The organism is Nonomuraea sp. NPDC049419 (assembly GCF_040676995.1).
GTDB classification, from domain to species: Bacteria; Actinomycetota; Actinomycetes; order Streptosporangiales; family Streptosporangiaceae; genus Nonomuraea; species Nonomuraea salmonea.
The window spans coordinates 89,426-111,501 of the sequence record NZ_JBFAQB010000026.1 but is presented as its reverse complement, the minus strand read 5'-3'; the positions used below and the strand labels follow the sequence as shown (position 1 = coordinate 111,501).

Below are 22,076 nucleotides of genomic sequence, written 5' to 3'. Positions count from 1 at the left end.
ATCGCCATGCTAGGCGGGGTGGTCGCGGGCGGCGGCGACGGCGGCCTGGCCGAGGCTGAGCCCGCCGTCGCCGGGTGGCACGCGTACGTGCCGCAGGACCCGGAACCCGGCCGCCCGCAGCCGCTGCAGGGTGCGTTCGAGCAGGAGCGCGTTCTGGAAGAGCGCGCCGGTGAGCGCGACGGCGGTCAGGCCGGTGGCCTGCCTGAGCGCGGCGCAGGTGCGGGTGACGGCGGCGGCGAGGCCGTTGTGGAAGCGTCCGGCGATGACGGCGGGGTCGGTGCCGGCGGTGAGGTCGTCGGCGGCGGCCCGCACGAGATCGGCCGCCTCCAGGACGAGGAGGCCGCCGACGGGGGCGAGCCCGGCGAAGGCCGGCTCGCCGGGGGCCGGCTCAGCGCGGGCCGGCTCAGCGCGGGCCGGCTCAGCGCGGGCCGGCTCAGCGGCGGCCGGCCCGGCCGGGGATGGCCCTGCGGTCATGAGTCCGGCGGTCTGTCTCAGGGCGGCCGGGTAGGCGCCGGTTTCGGCTGGGTCGGTGAGCTGTTCGAGTTCGGCGGCGGCCTGCCCCTCGTACGTGATGGTGTCGCGCAGGCCGAGCAGCGCGGCGACGGCGTCGAACAGGTGGCCCGCGCAGGAGGTGAGCGGCGCTTCCTGGCCGGTGCCGGCCTGCTGGAGTGCGCCGGCGAGCCGGTCGCGCAGCTCGGGGTCGCAGGGGTGGCCGCGCAGGTAGGCGGCGGCCATGCGCCAGGGGCGGCGGGCGGCGGCGGGCCCGCCCGGCATGGGCACCGGGGCGAGGTGGGCGAGGCGCTGGTAGCCGGTGAGGTCGGCGCGCAGGAACTCGCCGCCCCACAGGGTGCCGTCGGGTCCGTGCCCGAGCCCGTCGAGGACGACGCCGATGACGGGGCCGAGGTCGCCGTTGTCGGCCAGGCAGGCGGCGACGTGGGCGTGGTGGTGCTGGACGGCGACGTGGTCGACGCCGGTGAGCTCCAGGGCGTGGCGGGTGGCGAGGTGGCCGGGGTGCGCGTCGTGGGCGACGATCTCGGGGTGGATGCCGAGCAGGGCCTGGTAGTGGCCGATGGTCGCGGTGAAGGTGCGCAGGGTGTCGTGGTCGTCGAGGTCGCCGAGGTGCTGGGAGAGGTGGGCGCGGCGCCCTTGCAGCAGGCAGAAGGTGCCGGCGACGGTGGCCCCGCAGGCGAGGACGGGTCGTGGGGCGGGGCGGCGCAGGGTGATGGGTTCCGGGGCGTGACCACGGCCGCGGCGCAGCACGGTGATCTCGCCGGCGATGGGCCGCAGGACGGTGTCGTCGGCGCGGCTGTGGATGGCGCGGTCGTGGGTGAGGAAGGCGTCGGCGATGCCGGACAGGCGGGTGAGCGCGTCGGCGTCCTCGTAGGCGAGGGGCTCCCCCGCGACGTCGCCGCCGGTGAGCGCCAGGGGCGCGCCGAGTTCGGCGAGCAGAAGGTGGTGCAGCGGCGTGGCGGGGAGGGTGATCCCCAGCGTGCGGCGTCCCAGCGCGCCCGAGGACGCTGAGAGGGCGATGGGGGCGTCTGGGCGGAGGGGTAGCAACACCACGGGTCTGGTGGGGCTGGAGAGGAGGGCGGCGGCGGTGTCGTCGATGACGCAGTACTGCCGGGCCTGGTCGAGGTCGGCGGTCATGACGGTGAACGGCTCCTCCGCCCGGTGCTTGCGTCCGCGCAGGGTGGCGGCGGCCCGTTCGTCGGTGGCGGCGACGGCGAGGTGGTAGCCGCCGAGCCCCTTGACGGCGACGACGCGGCCGGCGCGCAGGAGGGCGGCGGCGCAGGCGACGGGGTCGCCGCACAGTTCGGTGCCGCGCGGGTCGCGCAGCGTCAGGGTGGGGCCGCAGGCGGGGCAGCAGGTGGCGGGGTCGTGGTGGCGGCGGCTCGCGGGGTCGTCGTGTTCGCGGGCGCAGTCGGCGCACATGGTGAAGGGCGCCATGGTGGTGTGGGGCCGGTCGCCGGGCAGGGCGCGGGTGATGCTGAGGCGGGGGCCGCAGTTCGCGCAGCCGGTGAAGGGGTAGCGGTGGCGGCGGTCGGTGGGGTCGGCCAGTTCGCGCAGGCAGTCGTCGCAGGTGGCGGTGTCGGCGAGGGTGGCGGCGCGGGGCCTGGCGGGGTCGGTCGCGGCGATGGTGAAGCCGCGGTGGCCTGCGGGTTCGCCGCTGACGACGGTGACGCGCTCGATCTCGGACAGGGCGGGGGCGTCGCGTTCGAGTGCGGTGAGGAATTCCTCGACGCCTTGGCAGGCGCCCTCGACTTCGATGTGCACGCCGGTGACGTCGCCGCGCACCCGGCCGGACAGACCCAGGCGGTTGGCGAGCGAGTGGACGAACGGGCGGAAGCCCACCCCCTGGACGATGCCTTCGACGTGCACGTCTACCCGTTTGAGCGTGGTCACAGGGCCAGTGTGCGCCTGTCGGGGGTGGCGTGCATGCGTATCGGCTCGTGTCGGCGCGCCGCATGGAGGGACGTTTCCGTCCTTCCTGGACGTACGCGACACGTGTGAGGGCTGGGCGCACGTCCGAAACCCACCGGCAGGTCCGAAACCTGCGCCGCGTCCGAGGCACTACGGCCTGTCCGAAATGGCCCACCGTCCCCACTCGGTGAGGGCCGGCCGAGGTGCGAGCGGGGCGTGGAGATGCGGCAGGGCCGCGCGGTGGTGGCCGCGCGGCCCTGCCGTCCGAGAGGTTCTACAGGTATTGGCCGGTGTTGGCGACGGTGTCGATGGACCGGCCGGCTTCTGTGCCCTGCTTGCCGGAGACCAGCGTGCGGATGTAGACGATCCGCTCGCCCTTCTTGCCGGAGATGCGGGCCCAGTCGTCGGGGTTGGTGGTGTTGGGCAGGTCCTCGTTCTCGGAGAACTCGTCCACGCAGGCCGTGAGCAGGTGCTGCACCCGCAGGCCCTTCTGGCCGGTTTCGAGGAACTGCTTGATGGCCATCTTCTTGCCCCGGTCGACGATGTTCTGGATCATCGCGCCGGAGTTGAAGTCCTTGAAGTAGAGGACTTCCTTGTCGCCGTTGGCGTAGGTCACCTCGAGGAAGCGGTTCTCCTCGCTCTCGGTGTACATGCGTTCGACGACGCTCTGGATCATCCCCTGGATGGTGGCCTCGCGGGAGCCGGAGTGCTCCGTCAGGTCGTCGGGGTGCAGAGGCAGGTCGGAGACGAGGTACTTCGAGAAGATGTCCTTGGCCGCCTCGGCGTCGGGCCGCTCGATCTTGATCTTGACGTCCAGGCGGCCGGGCCGCAGGATCGCCGGGTCGATCATGTCCTCGCGGTTGGAGGCGCCGATGACGATGACGTTCTCCAGGCCCTCGACGCCGTCGATCTCCGACAGCAGCTGAGGGACGATGGTGTTCTCCACGTCGGAGGACACGCCGGAGCCTCGGGTGCGGAAGATCGAGTCCATCTCGTCGAAGAACACGATCACCGGGGTGCCCTCTGAGGCCTTCTCGCGGGCGCGCTGGAAGACCAGGCGGATGTGCCGCTCGGTCTCGCCGACGTACTTGTTGAGCAGCTCCGGGCCCTTGATGTTGAGGAAGAAGCTCTTGCCGGACTGGCCGGTCTTCTCCGCGACCTGCTTGGCCAGGGAGTTGGCGACGGCCTTGGCGATGAGCGTCTTGCCGCATCCGGGCGGGCCGTAGAGCAGCACGCCCTTCGGGGGACGGAGCTTGTGCTCGCGGAACAGGTCGGAGTGCAGGTAGGGCAGCTCGATGGCGTCCCTGATCTGCTCGATCTGCCGCATGAGGCCGCCGATCTCCTCGTAGGAGATGTCGGGGACCTCTTCGAGCACGAGCTCTTCGACTTCGGACTTGGGTATGCGCTCGTAGACGTAGCCGGAGCGAGGTTCGAGCAGGAGCGAGTCGCCGGCCCTGATGGGCTGGCCGACGAGCGACTCGGCCAGTCGCACGACGCGCTCTTCGTCGGCGTGCGAGATGACCAGGGCCCGCTTGCCCTCGTCGAGCAGTTCTTTGAGCATCACGATCTCGCCGACCTCTTCGTAGCCGAGGGCTTCGACCACGTTGAGCGCCTCGTTGAGCATGACCTCCTGGCCACGCCGCAGCGAGTCGACGTCGACGGACGGGCTGACGTTCACCCGGAGCTTGCGGCCGCCGGTGAACACCTCGATCGTGCCGTCTTCTCTGGCCTCGAGGAAGGTGCCGAAGCCGGATGGCGGCTGCGCCAGCCGGTCGACCTCCTCCTTGAGAGCGACGATCTGGTCCCGGGCCTCCTTGAGTGTGGCGACCAGGCGCTCGTTCTGGCCTGTCACGGCCGCGAGATTCGCCTGCGCCTCATGGAGACGTTCTTCGAGGACCCTGGCCTGACGGGGTGACTCGGCCAGCTTCCGCCTCAGCGCGGTGATCTCCTCCTGGAGGAAGGAGACCTGTGTTGAAAGATCAGCGACCTCCCGTTCGCGCTGCGCGGCTCGAGCCTCAGCATCATCGCGAGCTGCCACGCCCCGTCACCTCCTTCCCAGTCGAGGGCGACTACTAAGGACCTTACCTATCTCGGGCCCCTCCGTAACCTGGCCGGGCAGTGTTCGTAGAGTGACATTCAGTATTCGGCGAATAATCCCCAATAGTGCGTTTAATACTCCCAGCATAGGAACACTGCGATCTGTTCCCGTGTCACGCACCAACGCGCCCTCGTGGCCAAATTGTCATAGTTCTTCAGTCGTCCCCTTCGGTCGGCGGCGGCGCGGCGGCGGGGTCACGCCGTCGGCCATGCGGCGGGCCGAGACGAGGAACCCGGTGTGGCCGATCATGCGGTGATCAGGCCGTACGGCGAGCCCTTCGACATGCCAGTCGCGAACCAGGGTCTCCCACGCATGCGGCTCGGTGAAACACCCGTGATCGCGAATGGCCTCGACCGTCTTGGACATCTGCGTGGTCGTGGCGACGTAGCAGCAGATCACGCCGCCCGGCGTGAGGGCCTTGGCGGCGGCGTCGACGCACTCCCACGGGGCCAGCATGTCGAGGATGACGCGGTCGACGTCGGCCTCGTCGATGGAGGCCACGAGGTCGCCCACGACCAGGCGCCAGTTGTCGTCCATCGGGCCGCCGTAGAACTTCTCGACGTTCTTGCGCGCCACGTCGGCGAACTCCTCGCGGCGCTCGTAGGAGGTGACGTGGCCGTCGGGGCCGACCGCGCGCAGCAGGAAGCAGGTCAGCGCGCCGGAGCCGACGCCGGCCTCGATGACGCGGGCGCCGGGGAAGATGTCGGCCATGCCGACGATCATCGAGGCGTCCTTGGGGTAGATGACCGCCGCGCCGCGCGGCATCGCGAGCGTGTAGTCCTGCAGCAGATGGCGGAAGGCGAGGTATTGGGTGCCGCCGGACGAGCGCACCACGGAGCCCTCGGGCTGCCCGATCAGGTCGCTGTGGGGGATGGCGCCCTTGTGGGTGTGGAAGACGCCGTCCTCTTTGAGCGTGATCGTGTGGCGCTTGTTCTTGGGGTCGGTGAGCTGCACCTGATCCCCTGCCTGGAAAGGCCCATGCCTGCGGAAACCCATGGCGGCAAGGTTATAGGGCTTTCGGGCGCGTCAGGACGCACGATATCTATGGGGGATGCTCCCTCGCGACGTGATCTCCACCGGCCCGCTCATCCTGCGTCCCCCCGTGGAGGCGGACGCGGCGGCGATCGCCGAGGCGTGCGGCGACGCGGTGACGGGGCGGTTCCTGCCGTGGCTGCCCCGGCCGTACGCGGTGGAGGAGGCGCTGGCGGAGGTCAAGCGGGCGGCGGTGCGGTGGGAGGACGGCGGGGCGGCGTACGCGATCGTCCGCGACGGCCGTTACGCCGGCGGCGTCTGGGCGAGCCCGCCCGACCACTACGAGACGGCCGGGCTGGGCTGCCTGGTGGCGCCGTGGGCCCGGGGCGGCGGCGTGGCGGCGACGGCGGTGCGGGCGGTGACCGACTGGCTGTTCGACCACGGGGTGCGCAGGGTCGAGGTGCAGGCCGAGGTGGAGAACGTGCCGGCGCTGCGGATGGCCTACCGCTCCGGGTTCGTCGAGGAGGGCCGACGGCGTGACGCGGTGCGGCTGCGTGACGGGCGGTGGGCCGACGTCGTGACGTTCGCCAGGCTGCGGGGCGAGGGGGTGGCGGGCGCCGAGCCGTACCTGCCGTTCTTCCCCGGCGGTGAGCTGAGCGACGGCGTGGTGCGGCTCGCGCCGATGGGGCCGGGCGACGCGGGCGACTTCCACCGGATGATGGCCGAGCCGAGCGTGTCCGCCTTCTCCGTGGGGCCGCCGACCTCGCTGGAGGACGACGAGCGGCGCTGCCGCTACACCGGCTACTGGTGGCGGTCGGGGCAGCGCATCGAGCTGGCGATCAGGGACGCCGCCTCCGACTCCTTCGCGGGGCATCTGCAGCTCATGCAGGTCGCGCCGGCGCTGGGGCAGGCGATGATCGGCTACTCGCTGGTGCCGGAGTTCCGCGGGCGCGGGTTCATGACGCGGGCCGTACGGCTGCTGGTGGACTGGGCGTTCGCGGCGACGCCGCTGCACCGCATCGTGGCCGGCACCGACGTCACGAACACGGCCTCGCACGCGGTGCTGGAGCGGGCCGGGTTCCAGCGGGAGGGGCTGCACCGGGAGCTGCTGCCGCGGCGGGACGGGACGCGGGCCGACGACGTCTACTGGGCGGTCGTACGCTCCGGGTCCTGAGCGGCGATGAGGCGCGGCCGGGCAGGGGCCGGCGACGGCGCCGGCTCGGGGACGGGTGGGGCCTCCGTGACGGGACGAGCGTCACGAGTGAGCAAAAATCCCGATTTCCTGTTGGAGGCTGGTCAAGAGCCGCGTCGGGGGCGATAGTCAGGGAACCCGCAGGTGAGTTTCGTGCGAACGGGCTGCGCGAGCTCGCCGCCTCCCGCCTCGAGGGATCACCGCGATGCCATACAACCGTGTCGATGTCGCCGTGCGTGAACTCATCACCGTGTTCTCCGGCGTGGAGCTCACGGACCTGATCGATCGGCTGGCGCGTGCCGCCGCCGCGGTCGCGGGCACCGCGTACGCCGGGTTCGTCCGCGTGGACCCGCTGCGGCAGGACGCGTGCTGCGTCCACGTGCACGGCCCGCCCGGCGACCCGCTGCGCGTGCGGGCGTGGCTGCGCGAGTCGGGGGTGCTGAAGGAGCTGGCCACCTCCCGGCAGGCGCTGCGCCTGGCCAGGGACGAGCCGGTGGGCGAGCCCGGTTTCCTGGCGATGTCCGTGCCGGTGCCGGCGCGCGATCACGCGTTCGTGTGGGTCGCGGGGCGGGAGTTCTGCGAGGCCGACGAGCACCTGCTGAGCCGGTACGCGACGGCGGCGGGCCGGGCTCTGGAGGCGGCGATCGGGATGGAGGCGGCGGTGCGGCTGTTGCGCGGCGTACGGGCCTTCCGGCCGTCTCCGCTCTGATCCCCCGCTCTGATCCCCCCGGCTGCTTCGGGACGGGCCGGATCGCGGAATCGGGAGGACCGGTTCCGGGGTGCTTTTCCCCGTGGACGCGGCCGGTAATCGCGTTCCCGTACGGAAAGATCTTCCTATTGGGCCGGACGGAAAGAGTAATGCGAATTTCCGGGAGTTGCGGATTTCGCCGGTGATTCCGCCGCTCTCCCGCGGGCAGCCGGATCCCCGACCGCGCCGGGGATCCGGCCTCCTCCTGAGGAGGTTGTAGCGTGGCCGCTCATGAGGGTGCTGATCGTGGGTGGCAGCGGGTTCCTGGGCGGCGAGCTGATCCGGCTGTGCGCCGGCCTCGGCCACGTGGTGGGTGCGACCCGCTTCAGCGGGCGGGCGGGCGGCGGGTCCTCGCCGGCCGAGTGGTTCCCTGTCGATGTGCGGTCGCGGGCGGCCGTGGCGGAGGTGGTCGGCGGGTTCCGTCCCGATGTGACGATCAACGCGGCGTACCGGCCGGGTGACTGGGCCACCACGGCGGACGGGGCGGCGCACGTGGCGGCGGCGGTCGCCGGCTCGGGTGGCCGGCTGGTGCACGTCTCCAGCGACGCCGTCTTCTCCGGAGACGCCCCCTCCTATGACGAGACGTGCCCGCCCGACCCGGTCAACCCGTACGGGGCGGCCAAGGCGGCGGCCGAGACCGCCGTGCGGGCCCTGGTGCCCGGGGCGGCGATCGTCAGGACGTCCCTGATCGTCGGTGGCGGCGCCTCGGCGCACGAGACGTTCGTACGCGCGCTGGCGACCGGCTCGGCCTCGGGCGTGCTGTTCACGGACGACGTACGCTGCCCCGTCCACGTCGCGGACCTGGCGGCGGCCCTGCTGGAGCTCGCCGAGCGCGACCTGCCCGGCGCCCACCATGTGGCGGGCCCCGATGCCGTGAGCCGCTATGAGCTGGGCCTGCTCATCGCCCGCAGAGACGGCCTGCCGGAGGAACTCCTGCGCCCCGGCCTCCGCGCCGCCGCAGGAGTGCGGGGCCCGCTGGTGGTCAACCTGGACTGCTCGGCCACCCAGCGTCGTCTCCGGGTCCGCCTCCGCGGCGCCTCGGAGTTCCTCAAGCCCACCCGGTCCTGACAGCTCGACGGCACGCGGCTCCGCCCGCACCTCAATCCAACGCGAAGCGCCCGCTCCTCCGGGACGGGTCCGGAGGGGCGGGCGCCCTGGCGTCGGAGACCGGGGTCAGCCGCGGTGGGCCTCGAAGCGGAGGGTGCGGGAGACGCCGACGCGGACGGTGGTGCCCGGTGCGATGGTGACGGGTTCGTTGGGCGGGATGTCGTAGAAGTTGGGGTCGCCGGGCGGCTGGATCTGGGTGCCGTTGACGGAGCCCAGGTCGACCAGGTTGACGTCCCAGCCGTCGAGGGCGACGCGCAGGTGGCGCCGGGAGACCGAGCCGTCGGGGCTGGTCACCTTGGCGGGCCTGGCGCTGCCGCCGGCCACCTCGGGGGCGCGCTCGGGGTCGCGGCCGAGCAGGTAGTCGCTCTCGAGGGGCAGCGCGGTGCCGTCGTCGAGGATGAGGACGCCGAGCGAGGGGCGCGGGCCCTTGTAGGGGACGAGGGTGCGCTGGACGAGGGCGATGCCGCAGACCGCGCAGTAGGGCACGCGCGGGTCGTTGAAGTGGTCGTTCTTGCAGTCGACGCCGTAGACCATCGGCCGGTCGCCCTGCTCGGGCTGCTCCTGCTGCGGCGGGCCCGGGTGGTCGAACTGGTCGGGCGGGCCGAGCACGGGCGGCGCGGGCTGGTCGTAGTGGTCGGGCGGGCCCATGTGCTGGGGCACCGGGTGGTCGCCCGAGCCGTTGCCGGAGGGCTGCGGCTCGTCGTAGGTGGGGAACTGCTGCTGCTCGGGCAGCGACGGCTGCTGCTCCTGCGCCGGCGGGTAGGGCGGCTCGGGAGGGGTGAGGTAGGCGGGCGGCTCGTGGTAGCCGGAGTCCTGCTGCTGGTAGGAGGGCTCGGGCTGGTAGGGCGGCGGCTCGGGGGCCGGGTGGACGGGCTGGGGACCCGAGTGGGCGGGCTGGGGGCCCGACTGCGGCCCAGGCGTGAACGGGGGCTGGTCGGCCAGCGGGTAGGGGGGCCGCTGCTCGGCGGGCTGCTGCACCGGCTCCGGCGGGGCGGGCGGCGGCTGCTGGGCGGGCGGCTGGATGAGGTCGGGCTCCATGTGCAGGCCGGTGGCCGGCATCTCGCTGGTCAGCATCCTGGCCGGGGCCGGCGCCTGCGGGGCGGGCTGGTCGGTGAGGTCGCCGATGAGGCCGCCGCCGTGGACGACGCCGCCGTCGAAGCGGACGGCGTGGTGGGGGCTGCCGGCGCCGGGCAGGCTGAGCTCGACGCGGTCGACGGGGCCGGTGACGAGGCGGTCGGCCCAGGTCAGGGAGTCGCTGCCGGCCAGCCGCGTGTCGCCGCCAGGAGTGGTGACGGTGGCGGAGGCGGAGCCGCTGACGAGGACGGCGACGCCGTCGCCGACGGGGCCCGCGACGGCGCAGGTGGCCGGGTCGCCCGCCATGTTGGCCGCCAGCACCTGCGCGGCGCGGCGGGCCAGGGCGCGGCCGTCGCCGCCTGATTCGGCCGTCTCGCGCAGCGCCTCGAGCAGCGCGTCGGCGGCGGACTCGGCCGAGTCGCACACCAGCAGCAGGCCGCCGGTGTAGGCGACGAGCCCGTTTCCGGGAAGCGGACGCACCACTCCGAATCCATGGCCGGTCATGCGTCCTCCCTCAAGACGACCGTGCTGCGCTCATCGGTGCCCTCGCTGCGCTCGGTCACTCAACTCTCCTCCCCGGAAGCCGGCGATGTTACGGCACCCCGCACTGCCGTGCCGGCCACCAGCCATACGCATACCCAGACGCAGAGGCCGTGTCGCGGCCCCGTCGTCTCGATTCGATGAACCGGTGGGCCGCAACAAACCTCTTAACTGTGCAAGTTTGGCCAAACAGAACACTATCGGCCAGTCGTCGCATCGCAGAAATCGCACGGGGACCGGCGGCGGCCGGCGCGAAACTGCTGGACACGACCCTATCGATGGGCCGCCGCTTAAACGAGTGGGACAAATCAGACGCCGATGAAAACCCTGTTCACATCGGCCGTGGCGAGCACGCCGTAGATCTCGCCGCCGGGCTCGACGAGCAGGTATTCGCTGCCGGGAGCGTCGCGCATGGCCTCGATGAGCGCCTCGCCCTCCAGGTCGGCGCCCAGGATCATGGTGCGCTCGAGCGACTTGGCCAGCGAGCCGACGTTGACCCAGGGGCGGCGGTGCTCGGGGGTGGCCTGGACGGCCGCCTCGTGCACGATGGCCACCGGCCTGCCCTCGTGGTCGACGACGACCATGGCGCCCGCACGCTGCTCGCCGGCCTGGCGCAGCGCCTCGGAGAGCGGTGTCTCAGCGGTGACCGGGATCGCCCTGCGGGCCAGCGAACGGGCGTTGACCTGCGGGATCCGGGCCCGGATCTTGGCGACGCGCAGCGACTGGCTGGCTCCCATCCAGATGAACGAGGCCAGCACCAGCGGCCACACCAGGTCGGCGAAGTCGAAGTCGCGCTCGCTGGTCAGCGCGGTCACCAGCGGGAAGGCCACGAGCGCCACGGCCAGCACCCGCCCGCCCCAGGCGGCCACGACGGTGCCTGAGCCGGGGTTGCCCGCCAGCTTCCACACGCCGGCGCGCAGCATCCTGCCGCCGTCGAGCGGCAGCCCCGGCAGCAGGTTGAAGACGCCGACGATGAGGTTGGCGAACCACAGCTGCCAGGTGAGCACCTCGAGGATGCCGCCGTCGTTGATGAGGAAGAGGTCGGCCAGCCCGCCGAGGCCGGCCAGCGCGAGCGACAGCGCGGGCCCCGCGGCGGCGACCATGAACTCCTTGCCGGGGGTGGGCGGCTCCTTCTCGATCTCGGAGACGCCGCCCAGCAGGTAGAGGGTGATGCGGCGGACAGGCAGTCCGTAGGCCTTGGCGAGCACGCTGTGCGCCAGCTCGTGCAGCAGCACGGAGACGTAGAGGAGGACCGCGAAGACGAACGCGATGCCGTAGGCGGCGAACTCGTCCAGGTACGGCAGCATCTGCCGCATCTGTGGCCCGAACATCACGGTGATGAAGCCCGCCACCAGGAACCACGTCCAGGAGACGTACACCGGAATGCCGAAGGGTCTGCCCATGCGTAGTCCGGAGAACTCCTGCCGCGGGCTCTGCTCGCTCACCGCACTCCTCGTCCAATACGTGCTGTTGCTGCCTTGATGCTACGCGCCGGATCACGTGATCCTGGTTCCGCGAAGGTTATTCTGTCGGCGTCTTGACCTAGAGTGCGGTGCATGACGTTGACCGAGCCGGTGATCATCGGAGCTCTCTCCCCGTCCCGGGCGGGCGATTTCATGACCTGTCCCCTGCTCTACCGCTTCCGGGTGATCGACCAGCTCCCTGAGAAGCCGTCGCAGGCGGCGGTGCGCGGCACGGTGGTCCACGCGGTGCTGGAGCGGCTCTATGACCTGCCTGCGCCGCGCCGCTCGGTCCAGGCGGCGCTGGAGCTGCTGGAGCCGCAGTGGGAGCGGCTGCTGGCCGACGACCCCCAATACGCGCAGATGTTCGCCGACGAGGCGGAGCAGGCCGAGTGGCTCGCGCAGGCGCGAGGCATGCTGGAGCGCTACTTCACGCTGGAGGACCCGACGCGGCTGGAGCCGGCCGAGCGCGAGCTCTATGTGGAGGCGGTGCTCGACGGCGGGCTGATGCTGCGCGGCTACGTCGACAGGATCGACGTGGCGCCGACCGGCGAGGTCCGGGTGGTCGACTACAAGACGGGCAGCGCGCCCGGGCCCGACTTCGAGGCCAAGGCGCTGTTCCAGATGAAGTTCTACGCGCTGGTGCTGTGGCGGCTGCGCGGCGAGGTGCCGCGGCTGCTGCAGCTGGTCTATCTGGGCGGGCGGGGCGAGGTGCTGCGGTACGCGCCCGACGAGGCCGACCTGCTGGCCACCGAGCGCAAGGTGATGGCGCTGTGGGCGGCGATCGAGCGGTCGCTGGAGACCGGCGAGTGGCGGGCGCGGCGCAGCAGATTGTGCGACTGGTGCGACCATCAGGCGCTGTGCCCCGAGTTCGGCGGCACCCCTCCCCCGGTGCCCGACCGGCAGCCGGGCGACACCGTGCGCAGCAGCCGGCGGTCGGCCACCGACGAGCTCTGACCGCCCCCAGCTCGGGGATCAGATGGGTGCTTTTCCTCCCGTGGGAGGAGGTTGCGGGCTCTCACCTGGTCTTACAGTGAAGCGGTGCGCATGGATCGGAGCAGGCTCCACGACACGGTGCTCGCCGGGGTGGTGGCCATGGCCTCCGTGGCGCTGTTCGTGCTCTACGGGCCCGAGCGGCTGCAGGCCGAAGGGCTGCCGGTGCACGGCATGCGGCCACCGGACGCGCTCGGCGGGCTGCTGGTGGTGCTGGCCTGCGCCCCCATCGTGGTGCGGCGGCGCTGGCCGCTGAGCGCCCTGTGGGCGGGCCTGCTGCCGGAGACGCTGCTCAGCTCGCTCGGCTACGGCACGGGCACGTCGAGCCTGTCGGGGATGGTGCTGCTGTACTCGGTGGCCTCGCACCGGGGGCTGGCGATCTCGCTGGTGGCGCTGGTGGTGTCGCTGGTGGCGTATCTCGCGGGCGCGGCGGCGGGTCCCGTCGGGCCGGTGGCCTGGAACCAGTACGTCATCGTCGCCGTGGTGCTGGTGGCGGTGTGGGGGGCGGGCAGGAGCCTGCGGCTGCGCCGGGCGTACATGGAGGAGCTCAAGGACCGTGCGGCGCGGCTGGAGCGGGCGCACGCGGCCGACACCAGGGCGGCGCGGGCGGAGGAGCGTTCGCGCATCGCCCGCGAGCTGCACGACGTGGTGGCCCACCACGTGAGCGTGATGACGGTGCAGGCGGCGGCCGCGCGGCGGGTGCTGGCCACCGACCCCGAGCTGGCGCGTGAGGCGCTGTCGGCGGTGGAGCACACAGGGCGGCTGGCGATGACGGAGATGCGCAACATCGTGGGCGTGCTGCGCACGGACGCGCAGGCGGAGCTGGGCCCCCAGCCGGCCGTGCGCGACCTGCCCGCGCTGGCGGAGCTGATGCGGGAGGCGGGGCTGCCGGTGCGGCTGCAGGTGGAGGGCACGGAGGTGGCGCTGCCCGCGGGGGTTGACCTGGCGGCGTACCGGACGGTGCAGGAGGCGCTGACCAACAGCCTGCGGCACGCGGGCGCGGGCGCGAAGGCGACGGTGACGGTCCGCTACGAGCCGGGCGAGCTGGACGTGCGGGTGGAGGACGACGGCGTGGGCGCGGCTGCCGGGGAGCCCAGGTCCGCAGGGCACGGCTTGGTCGGCATTCGCGAACGTGTCACGCTCTATGGTGGAATCCTGAACATCGGTCCGCTGCCGGGGGGCGGTTTCGAAGTGCGGGCCCGGTTCCCGTTGAAGGACGGCCAATGACGATCAGAGTGCTGCTGGTGGACGACCAGCCGCTGCTGCGCACCGGTTTCCGCCTGATCCTCGAGGCCGAGCCCGACATCACGGTGGTGGGCCAGGCGGGCGACGGCAAGGACGCGCAGGAGCAGACGAGGGCGTTGCTGCCCGACGTCGTGCTGATGGACATCCGCATGCCGGGGGTCGACGGCATCGAGGCGACCCGCCGCATCGTGCGGGAGGCGGCGCCGGCCGCGCACGTGCCGAAGGTGCTGGTGCTGACCACGTTCGACCTCGACGAGTACATCGTGGAGGCGCTGCGCTCGGGCGCGTCGGGGTTCCTGCTGAAGGACGTGCCGCCCGACGAGCTGGTGCAGGCGATCAGGGTGGTGGCGGCGGGCGACGCGATCGTGGCCCCGAGCGTGACGCGGCGGCTGCTCGACAGGTTCGCGACGCGGCTGCCCTCGGCGTACGAGCAGGCGGCGCCCGCGCGGCTCGACCGGCTGACCGAACGGGAGCTGGAGGTGCTGCGGCTCATCGCCAAGGGCATGTCCAACGCGGAGATCGCGGCCAAGCTCGTGGTGAGCGAGACCACGGTCAAGACGCACGTCGGCAACGTGCTGACGAAGCTGGGGCTGCGTGACCGGGTGCAGGCCGTGGTGCTGGCGTACGAGACCGGGTTGATCACGCCGGGCGCCATCTCCTAGGACAGGGGGGCGCCCGGCGCGCGGAGGTGCGGCTAGCCCGCCTTGGCGGCGGGCGTCTCGGGGGCGTTCTCCGGGAAGTGGCAGGCCACCTGGTGGCCGCCGGCCAGCTCCTGCAGCGGCGGCTCGACCGTCTTGCAGATCTCCTGCGCCTTCCAGCAGCGGGTGTGGAAGCGGCAGGCGGGCGGCGGGTTGAGCGGGCTCGGCACGTCGCCGGTGAGCCGGATGCGCTCGCGTCCCTTGGCGCCCTTGGGGTCGGGCACGGGCACGGCCGACAGCAGCGCGTTGGTGTACGGGTGCATCGGCGAGGTGTAGAGCTGCTTGCGGTCGGCCACCTCGACGATCTTGCCGAGGTACATGACGGCGACGCGGTCGCTGATGTGCCGCACCACCGACAGGTCGTGGGCGATCACGACGTAGGTCAGGTCCAGCTCGCGCTGCAGGTCCTCCAGCAGGTTGACGACCTGGGCCTGGATGGACACGTCGAGCGCGGAGACCGGCTCGTCGGCGATGATCAGCTTGGGCTTGAGCGCGAGCGTACGGGCGATGCCGATGCGCTGGCGCTGCCCGCCGGAGAACTCGTGCGGGTAGCGGTTGTAGTGCTCGGGGTTGAGCCCCACCAGCTCCAGGATGTCCTGGACGGCCTTCTTGACGCCGTTCTCGGTCTGCACGCCCTGGATGCGGAACGGCGCGCCGACGATGGCGCCGACGGTGTGGCGGGGGTTGAGCGACGAGTAGGGATCCTGGAAGATCATCTGCATGTCGCGCCGGAGCGGCCGCAGCCGGCTCTGGCTCATGTGCGTGATGTCCTGGCCCTCGAAGACCACCTTGCCGGCGGTGGGCTCCAGCAGGCGGGTGACCAGGCGTCCCGTGGTGGACTTGCCGCAGCCGGACTCCCCCACCAGGCCGAGCGTCTCGCCCTTGTACACCTCGAAGCTGATTCCGTCGACCGCCTTGACGGCGCCGACCTGCCTTTTGAGCAGGCCCTTCGTCACGGGGAAGTGCTTCTCCATGTCCTGCACGGAAAGAAGCAGCTCGTTGTCGCTCACTGGGTCTCCAGCACTGGCTTGATCTCGTTAACCCACAGGCTCTGCCGCTCGTCCCTGCTCATGTGGCAGCGCACCAGGTGGCCGCCCTCGGTCTCGGCGAGGGCCGGCACCTCGGTCGTGGCCTTGCCGGCGGTGCGCTCGGCGTACGGGCAGCGGGGGTGGAAGGCGCAGCCCTGCGGCACGTTGATGAGGGACGGCGGCGAGCCCTTGATCGGCAGCAGCCGCTCGGTGGGCTCGCGGTCGAGCCGCGGCATGGAGCCCAGCAGGCCCCAGGTGTAGGGGTGCTCGGGGCGGTAGAAGACGTCGTCGGTGGTGCCGTACTCGACGCACTTGCCGGCGTACATGACGAGGATGTCGTCGGACAGCTCGGCGACCACGCCCAGGTCGTGGGTGATGACGATGAGCGCGGAGTTGAACTCGCGCTGCAGGTCGCGCATCAGGTCGAGGATCTGCGCCTGGACGGTCACGTCGAGCGCGGTGGTCGGCTCGTCGGCGATGAGCAGCTCGGGGTCGCACGACAGCGCCATGGCGATCATGGCGCGCTGGCGCATGCCGCCGGAGAACTCGTGCGGGTAGCTGTCGACGCGCCTGGCCGGCTCGGGGATGCCGACGCGGCCGAGCATGTCGACGGCGTGCTTGCGGGCGACCTGCTTGGAGACGTCGTTGTGGATCCGGTACGCCTCGATGATCTGGTGGCCGACCGTGTAGAAGGGATGCATCGACGACAGCGGATCCTGGAAGATCATCGCCATCTTCTTGCCGCGCAGCTTGCGCACGTGCTCGGTGGAGGCGCCGATGAGCTCCTCGCCGTCGAGCCAGATCTCGCCCGAGATGCGAGCCCGGCCGCCCTTGTGCAGGCCGAGCACGCCGAGGCTGGTCACGCTCTTGCCGGAGCCCGACTCGCCGACGATGCCGAGGGTCTTGCCCCGCTCGACGCTGAACGACAGCCCGTCGACGGAGCGGACGAGGCCGTCGTCGGTCGGGAAGTGGATCTTCAGGTCCTTGACGTCAAGGAAGCTCACGACAACCTCACCCTCGGGTCGACCACGGCGTACAGCAGGTCGACGACCAGGCTCGCGACCACCACGAATCCGGCGGCGACGAGCACGACACCCATGACCTGCGGCAGGTCCTGGTTCCTGATCGCCAGGATGGCGAACTGGCCGAGCCCGGGCAGAGTATAGGTGGTCTCGGTGAGCACGGCGCCGCCGATGAGCAGGCCGAAGTCGATGCCGAACAGGGTCAGGATCGGGGTGAGCGCGGCGCGCAGGCCGTGCTTGACCACCACCTGGTTCTCCCGCAGGCCCTTGGCTCTGGCGGTGCGGATGTAGTCCTCGCCCATCGTCTCCAGCATGCCCGCCCGGGTGAGCCGGGCGTACGTGGCGGCGAACAGGAACGCCAGCGTGATCCACGGCAGCAGCAGGTTGTACGCCCATTGCAGCGGGTTGACGGTGAAGTCGGTCCAGGCGCCGCCCGGCGGCGTCCAGCCGAGGCCGTAGCTGAAGACGACCAGGGAGATCATGCCGGTGAAGAAGATGGGCAGCGAGACGCCGGCCAGGGCGGTGCCCATGGAGATCCGGTCGAAGAAGCTGCCTCTTCGCAGGGCCGACAGCACGCCGACGCTGACGCCGCCGATCACCCAGAGCAGGGCGGCGCCGATGGCCAGCGAGAAGGTGGTCGGCATGCGGTCGAGCAGGTCCGGCCAGACGGGCTGGCCGGAGATGAAGGAGTAGCCGAAGCAGGGCGCGGGGCACTGCTCGACGCCGGCGCCGTAGTTGTACTCGGCTCCGGCGACCAGGCCCTTGACGAACCTGCCGTACTGCACGACGACCGGGTCGTTGAAGCCGAGCCGTTCGGCCACCAGGTGGACGGTCTCCGGTGTGGCCGCCCGGCCGACGTACCGCGACGCAAGGGCCTCGGGTGTCGCCCCGGCCCACTGCGGCACGACGAAGAAGATGCCGAACGTGACCATGCTGATCAATATGAGCATGGCGATCGCGCCGATCAGACGCCTGATGATGTATGTGACCACCGCTACCGGCCGAGTGGCCCGCCCGCCGGGGCGGGCGGGCCACTCCTGCCTTCACCTGCCTTCGCTAGATCCCCGAACCTCGCCTGGTCACTCGACGCCGAGCAAGATGTAGTCGTACATGCTCTGGCCCTCGTTGTAGGCGACGTTCGTCACGCCCTGACCGCGCATGAGCAGCGACTTGGCCCACACGACCGGCAGGAGGGACGCGTCCTCCATGACCTTCTTGTCGACCTCGACCCACAGCTTGGCGCGGGCGGTGTCGTCGAGCTCGGCGGAGGCCTGGTCGATCAGCTTGTCGACCTCCGGGCTCTTGACGCTGAGGTTGTAGTTGCCGGCCTTGCGGATGGTGCGGCTGTCGACGATGGCCTGCATGAAGCCGTAGCCGTCGGGCCAGTCGGAGCCCCAGCCGTGCGTGGCCAGGCCGATCTTGTTGCTCTTGACGTAGTCGGTGTTACCGGCGTAGTCGGAGAAGTAGCTGGAGGCCGGGAAGCCCTTGAGGTCGAGCTTGATGTTCACCTTGGCGAGAGCCTGCTGCATGGCCTCGGCCAGCGCCTTCTCGCGCGGGCGGTCCGATCGGAACGCCATGGTGGTCTCGAAGCCGTTGGGCTGGCCGCAGGCGGTGAGGGCCTGCTTGGCCTTCTCGACGTCACCCTTGTTCTCGGGGGTGGCGTACAGGTCGAACTTCTCCTGGCCGACGATGGGCGGCGGCATGACGTTGGTGGCGATGTCGCCACCGGCCAGCGGGCCTCCGTAGGCGGTCTGGTTGGCGACGCGGTCGGCGGCCCACATCACGGCCTTGCGGCACTCGACGTTGTCGAGCGGCGGGTTGTCCGGGATGACCGAGACGTACCAGAGCCTGGGGATCGTCGGGTTGTCCGTACGGGCCTTGAGCGCCGGGTCCGGCAGCACCTTGCCCAGCGCGGCGGGCTGCATGCCGGTGCCGGGGATGTCGAGGTGGATGTCACCCGCGATCAGCTGGTTGTCGAGGTCGTCGGCGTTGACGTTCAGCTGGACCTCGATGCGGTCCGGCAGGGCCGGCCTGTTCGGGTCGGTCGCCGGGTCCCACTGGTCGTTGCGGACCAGGGTGAAGCGCTTGCCGATCTCGTTGGTCTCGAACTTGTACGGGCCGGAGGAGACGACGTGCTCCTTGTACTTGGCGCCCGTGTCCTTGTCCTTCGGCACCGGAGCCGTCATCGGCATCTGGACGATGTAGTCCATCGACGCGAACGGCTTCTTCAGGTGGAAGACGACGGTGCTGTCGTCGGTGGCCTCGACGGCGGACTTGTAGTCGACGTCCGGGGTCTTGTAGACGCCCTTGAAGTCCTTCGGCCAGTCGAGCAGCTCGTTGAGGTAGGAGGGGCCGTGCGCGAAGGTCTCCTTGTCGAAGGAGCGCGCCACCGCGTAGGCCACGTCCTTGGCCGTGATCGGGGTGCCGTCCTCGAACTTCAGGCCGCTCTTCAGCTTGTACGTCCAGGTCTTGCCGCCGTCGCTGGCCTCGCCGAGCCCTTCGGCCAGGTCGGGGATGACGGTGTTGCCCTCGGGGCCGGGACCCGGCTTGTACATCGTCAGCGTCCGCCAGTAGAAGCGGCCGAAGTTGAACGAGTAGCCGTAGTAGGTGTCACCCGGGTCGAGGCTGTCCCAGTCGGAGGAGTGGGCCGCCTTCAGCGTCCCGCCCTTCTTCGTGGACGGGTTGTAGACCGAGGTGAGCGCGGCGTTGAACGCGGGTTGCGCGGCACCGCCTGACGCCGACTGGGCGGGCTGCTGTGAGGTACTCCCACCTCCGCCGCCACAGGCGGAGAGCACCAGGGCGAGGACCGCTGTCGCGGCTCCGGCCAGTGCGTGTTTCCTTCTCATTGACTAACCCCTTGATGAGTGAGATGCGGGGGATGAAGCGTTGGCGGGACTCAGTGCGCCCGTGGGTCGAAGGCGTCGCGCAGTCCGTCGCCGAACAGGTTGAACGCCAGGACCGTGATGAAGATCGCCAGCCCCGGGAAGAGCACGAAGTGGGGCAGTGTGTAGAAGCGGACCGCCTCGGACAGCATGCCACCCCAGGTCGGGGTGGGTGGGCTGACGCCGACGCCGAGGAACGACAGCGCGGCCTCGAAGAGGATGTTGGTCGGGATGAGCAGCGTCGCGTAGACCAGGATCGGCGCGAGCAGGTTCGGCAGGATCTCGCGGAAGAGGATGTAGCCGTGGCGGGCGCCGAGGCTCTTGGCGGCGTCGACGAACTCGCGCTCACGCAGCGACAGCGTCTGGCCGCGCACGATGCGGCCGATGCTGGGCCAGCTGAAGAAGCCGATGATGAAGATCAGCATGGCGATGCGCAGCCCGTTGCCCTCCAGGCCGAACCCCTCGTCGGGGATGACGCCGGCCAGCGCGATGGCGAAGACCAGCAGCGGGAAGGCGAGGAAGACGTCCATGAGCCGGCCGATGATCTGGTCGACCCAGCCGCCGAAGTAGCCGGCGATGACGCCGAGCGTGGTGCCGATGATGACCGACAGCAGCGTGGCGACGAAGCCGATCAGCAGCGAGATCCACGCGCCGGCGACGATGCGGCTGAAGATGTCGCGGCCGTTGACCGGTTCGACCCCCAGCAGGTATTCGCCGCCCACGCCGCCGAAGGCGCCCTTGGGCAGCAGCGTGTTCGGGTCGATCTCGTCCTGGTGGAACTCCAGGGGCGGGTGGCCGAACACGGAGATGATCGGCGAGGAGAAGATCGCGACGAGGATCAGCAGGATGACGATGATGCCGCCGGTGAGTGCGACCTTGTCGCGGCGCAGCCGCATCCAGGCGATCCTGGTGAGGGATCGGCCTTGGATGGCCTTGCCCGTCCCGGCGAGGACAGCCTCCGGGTTCGCCTCGGCTGCTGATCCGGGAACGTCGAGCGGTGCGGTCATTCCGTAATGCCCCCTGCTGACAAGACGACGCAGTCATTGCGTGCTGACTCTAGACCGCTTGTCGCGACCTCATGGGGCAGAATCTATGGCCTGAGCTGCGCTGACTAGTCCCTCAGGCCGCTATGTGGCCAATCCGTGATTGTTGCGAAACTCATTCGTATTGATCTTGAACGGATTGTCTAGGGCGAGTTCCGGTTACGTCTCGGAACCGTGACATAGTCACGCGGGGTGTCCGGTTCAGCTGATGCCGCGCCGCTTGAGGAGCTCCTCGATGTCGGAGAAGTCGTCGTCGCCCTTGCTCGCCGGCTTCTGGCTCACGGCGGGCTGCGGCTTGGCCGCCCCGGCGGGCTTCTGGCCCGGCTTCTGGCCCGGCTTCTGGCCCGGCTTCTGGGCTGCCTGCGGGCCCGCCGCTCCGGCGCCTGCCTCCGGCGTCTCGGCGACCGGCTGCTTCCGCCCCGAGGACAGCTTCCTGCCGCGCATCACCCCGGACACCACGAACAGCACGACCGACAGCCCGGCCAGCGCCACGCCCGCCCACACCGTCGGTTTGAACACCAGCCCCGTCACGAAGCCCACCACGGTGGTGCCGATCGTCCACAGCGACTGCAGCGCGTCCGTGAGAAGGGCCGCCATCGGCAGCAGCGCCCATGCCGTCACCCGCATGCCGGCCGCCGCGCCCCGGCGCCGGAACGCCAGGAAGGCCAGCACCAGCCCGGCTATGGTCGCACCGGCGCACAGCGGCAGCCAGGCGATCGCGTTGAAGGTGTCCATCTCGCCGCCCCCTAGTCCGTGGCTCTTGCTTTACCATCCTGGCACGCGAAGGCCCGTGCGCCTCCTCCGTGAGAACCACTTTTCCCTTAGGGGAACGTGCCTACGGCCCCAGAAGTGCCCTCAGGTCCGCGACCCCTACGTCTGTCAGGGACGTCACCACCAGCCGCCCCGGCGCCTGCTCGACGGGCAGCAGGCTCGGCACCGCCACGACCGCGCAGCCGGCCGCCGTCGCCGCGGCCACCCCGTTCGGGGAGTCCTCCAGCACCACGCAGCGCACCGGCTCGGCCCCGAGCCGCCGCGCGGCCGTCAGGTAGGGCTCGGGGTCCGGCTTCGTGCGGGTGACGTCATCGGCCGTCACCACCAGGTCGAACCGCTCCCTGCCGACGCTCTTCAGCACCGCGTCGGCGATCGGCCGCAGCGAGGAGGTGACCAGCGCCACCGGCACCCCCTCATCGCGCAGCGCGTCGAGCAGCTCGGACGCGCCCGGCATCACGGGCACGCCGTCCTGCAGCCGGGCCACCATGCCGTCGATCATCCACTCCCGCACGGCCTGCGGCGCCACCTCGGCGCCCGAGACCGCCAGCATGTAGTCGACCGTGCGCTCCATGGAGCCGCCCACCAGGTGGGCCTGGTGCTCGGGCGTCCACGCGGCGCCGAGCCTGGCCATCACCCCGGTCTCGATCTCCAGCCAGACGCGCTCGCTGTCCACCAGCAGGCCGTCCATGTCGAAGAAGACGGCGTCCATGAAGTGCTCTCCCCGATCGGTCGGCGGTTCTCACCGGGTCACGCTGCCGCCCCTGCGCGCACGGCGAACCGCC

18 protein-coding genes are annotated in these 22,076 nt (G+C 71.0%); 6 read left to right on the top strand and 12 right to left on the bottom strand.

Annotated elements, in window-relative coordinates; all coding sequences use genetic code 11:
* Positions 1-9: 9 nt before the first annotated feature.
* The 3 genes from hypF to AB0K12_RS43420 all read right to left on the bottom strand — a co-directional run bounded on the left by hypF (position 10) and on the right by AB0K12_RS43420 (position 5,515).
* Complete coding sequence (gene hypF, locus AB0K12_RS43430) at positions 10-2,403, bottom strand: carbamoyltransferase HypF (protein WP_364574288.1); 2,394 nt, start codon at positions 2,401-2,403, stop codon at positions 10-12.
* 292 nt (positions 2,404-2,695) lie between these two features.
* The gene (arc, locus tag AB0K12_RS43425) at positions 2,696-4,459 is read right to left on the bottom strand and encodes a proteasome ATPase (RefSeq protein WP_364574286.1); all 1,764 of its coding nucleotides are present in this window, start codon (positions 4,457-4,459) and stop codon (positions 2,696-2,698) included.
* Positions 4,460-4,663: 204 nt separating this feature from the next.
* A complete protein-coding gene (locus AB0K12_RS43420) occupies positions 4,664-5,515 on the bottom strand; it encodes a tRNA (adenine-N1)-methyltransferase (protein ID WP_364574284.1) in 852 nt (283 codons plus the stop codon).
* Positions 5,516-5,570: 55 nt separating this feature from the next.
* Here AB0K12_RS43420 and AB0K12_RS43415 point away from each other — a divergent pair, with 55 nt between their 5' ends.
* The 3 genes from AB0K12_RS43415 (at position 5,571) to AB0K12_RS43405 (ending at position 8,499) form a co-directional block, all read left to right on the top strand.
* Entirely contained in the window at positions 5,571-6,665 is a 1,095-nt protein-coding gene (locus tag AB0K12_RS43415; protein ID WP_364574282.1) for a GNAT family protein, read from the top strand.
* Positions 6,666-6,888: 223 nt separating this feature from the next.
* The gene (locus tag AB0K12_RS43410) at positions 6,889-7,392 is read left to right on the top strand and encodes a hypothetical protein (RefSeq protein WP_364574280.1); all 504 of its coding nucleotides are present in this window, start codon (positions 6,889-6,891) and stop codon (positions 7,390-7,392) included.
* A gap of 270 nt (positions 7,393-7,662) precedes the next feature.
* On the top strand, positions 7,663-8,499 hold the full coding sequence (locus tag AB0K12_RS43405; RefSeq protein ID WP_364574278.1) for a sugar nucleotide-binding protein: 837 nt from the start codon (positions 7,663-7,665) through the stop codon (positions 8,497-8,499).
* A gap of 105 nt (positions 8,500-8,604) precedes the next feature.
* Here AB0K12_RS43405 and AB0K12_RS43400 read toward each other — a convergent pair whose 3' ends face one another.
* Together AB0K12_RS43400 and AB0K12_RS43395 are read right to left on the bottom strand one after the other, a co-directional pair.
* A complete protein-coding gene (locus AB0K12_RS43400) occupies positions 8,605-10,116 on the bottom strand; it encodes an FHA domain-containing protein (RefSeq protein ID WP_364574276.1) in 1,512 nt (503 codons plus the stop codon).
* 344 nt (positions 10,117-10,460) lie between these two features.
* Positions 10,461-11,597 (bottom strand): site-2 protease family protein, encoded by a 1,137-nt coding sequence (locus tag AB0K12_RS43395; protein ID WP_364574274.1) that lies wholly within the window; start codon positions 11,595-11,597, stop codon positions 10,461-10,463.
* 111 nt (positions 11,598-11,708) lie between these two features.
* Between AB0K12_RS43395 and AB0K12_RS43390 the strand changes: the two genes are divergently transcribed.
* The 3 genes from AB0K12_RS43390 (at position 11,709) to AB0K12_RS43380 (ending at position 14,512) form a co-directional block, all read left to right on the top strand.
* Entirely contained in the window at positions 11,709-12,569 is an 861-nt protein-coding gene (locus tag AB0K12_RS43390; protein WP_364574272.1) for a RecB family exonuclease, read from the top strand.
* Between the two features lie 90 nt (positions 12,570-12,659).
* Complete coding sequence (locus AB0K12_RS43385; protein WP_364574315.1) at positions 12,660-13,832, top strand: sensor histidine kinase; 1,173 nt, start codon at positions 12,660-12,662, stop codon at positions 13,830-13,832.
* Positions 13,829-14,512 (top strand): response regulator transcription factor, encoded by a 684-nt coding sequence (locus AB0K12_RS43380; protein ID WP_346114457.1) that lies wholly within the window; start codon positions 13,829-13,831, stop codon positions 14,510-14,512. Before AB0K12_RS43385 ends, AB0K12_RS43380 begins: the two co-directional genes overlap by 4 nt.
* A gap of 32 nt (positions 14,513-14,544) precedes the next feature.
* Here the strand turns inward: AB0K12_RS43380 and AB0K12_RS43375 are convergent, their stop codons facing one another.
* From AB0K12_RS43375 to AB0K12_RS43345, 7 genes are all read right to left on the bottom strand, one after another.
* Positions 14,545-15,522: a dipeptide ABC transporter ATP-binding protein gene (locus AB0K12_RS43375; protein WP_364574313.1), complete on the bottom strand. Its 978-nt coding sequence runs from the start codon at positions 15,520-15,522 to the stop codon at positions 14,545-14,547.
* A gap of 32 nt (positions 15,523-15,554) precedes the next feature.
* Positions 15,555-16,580: an ABC transporter ATP-binding protein gene (locus AB0K12_RS43370; RefSeq protein ID WP_364574269.1), complete on the bottom strand. Its 1,026-nt coding sequence runs from the start codon at positions 16,578-16,580 to the stop codon at positions 15,555-15,557.
* Entirely contained in the window at positions 16,577-17,590 is a 1,014-nt protein-coding gene (locus tag AB0K12_RS43365; protein ID WP_364574267.1) for an ABC transporter permease, read from the bottom strand. Before AB0K12_RS43365 ends, AB0K12_RS43370 begins: the two co-directional genes overlap by 4 nt.
* Positions 17,591-17,677: 87 nt before the next feature.
* Positions 17,678-19,444: an ABC transporter substrate-binding protein gene (locus tag AB0K12_RS43360; RefSeq protein ID WP_364574265.1), complete on the bottom strand. Its 1,767-nt coding sequence runs from the start codon at positions 19,442-19,444 to the stop codon at positions 17,678-17,680.
* A 50-nt stretch (positions 19,445-19,494) separates the two neighbouring features.
* Positions 19,495-20,487, bottom strand: coding sequence for an ABC transporter permease (locus AB0K12_RS43355; RefSeq protein ID WP_345385906.1), 993 nt, complete (start codon positions 20,485-20,487; stop codon positions 19,495-19,497).
* Between the two features lie 237 nt (positions 20,488-20,724).
* A complete protein-coding gene (locus AB0K12_RS43350) occupies positions 20,725-21,258 on the bottom strand; it encodes a cellulose synthase (protein ID WP_364574263.1) in 534 nt (177 codons plus the stop codon).
* A 100-nt stretch (positions 21,259-21,358) separates the two neighbouring features.
* Positions 21,359-22,003, bottom strand: a complete 645-nt coding sequence (locus AB0K12_RS43345; RefSeq protein ID WP_345385910.1) for an HAD family phosphatase — start codon at positions 22,001-22,003, stop codon at positions 21,359-21,361.
* Positions 22,004-22,076 lie beyond the last annotated feature (73 nt).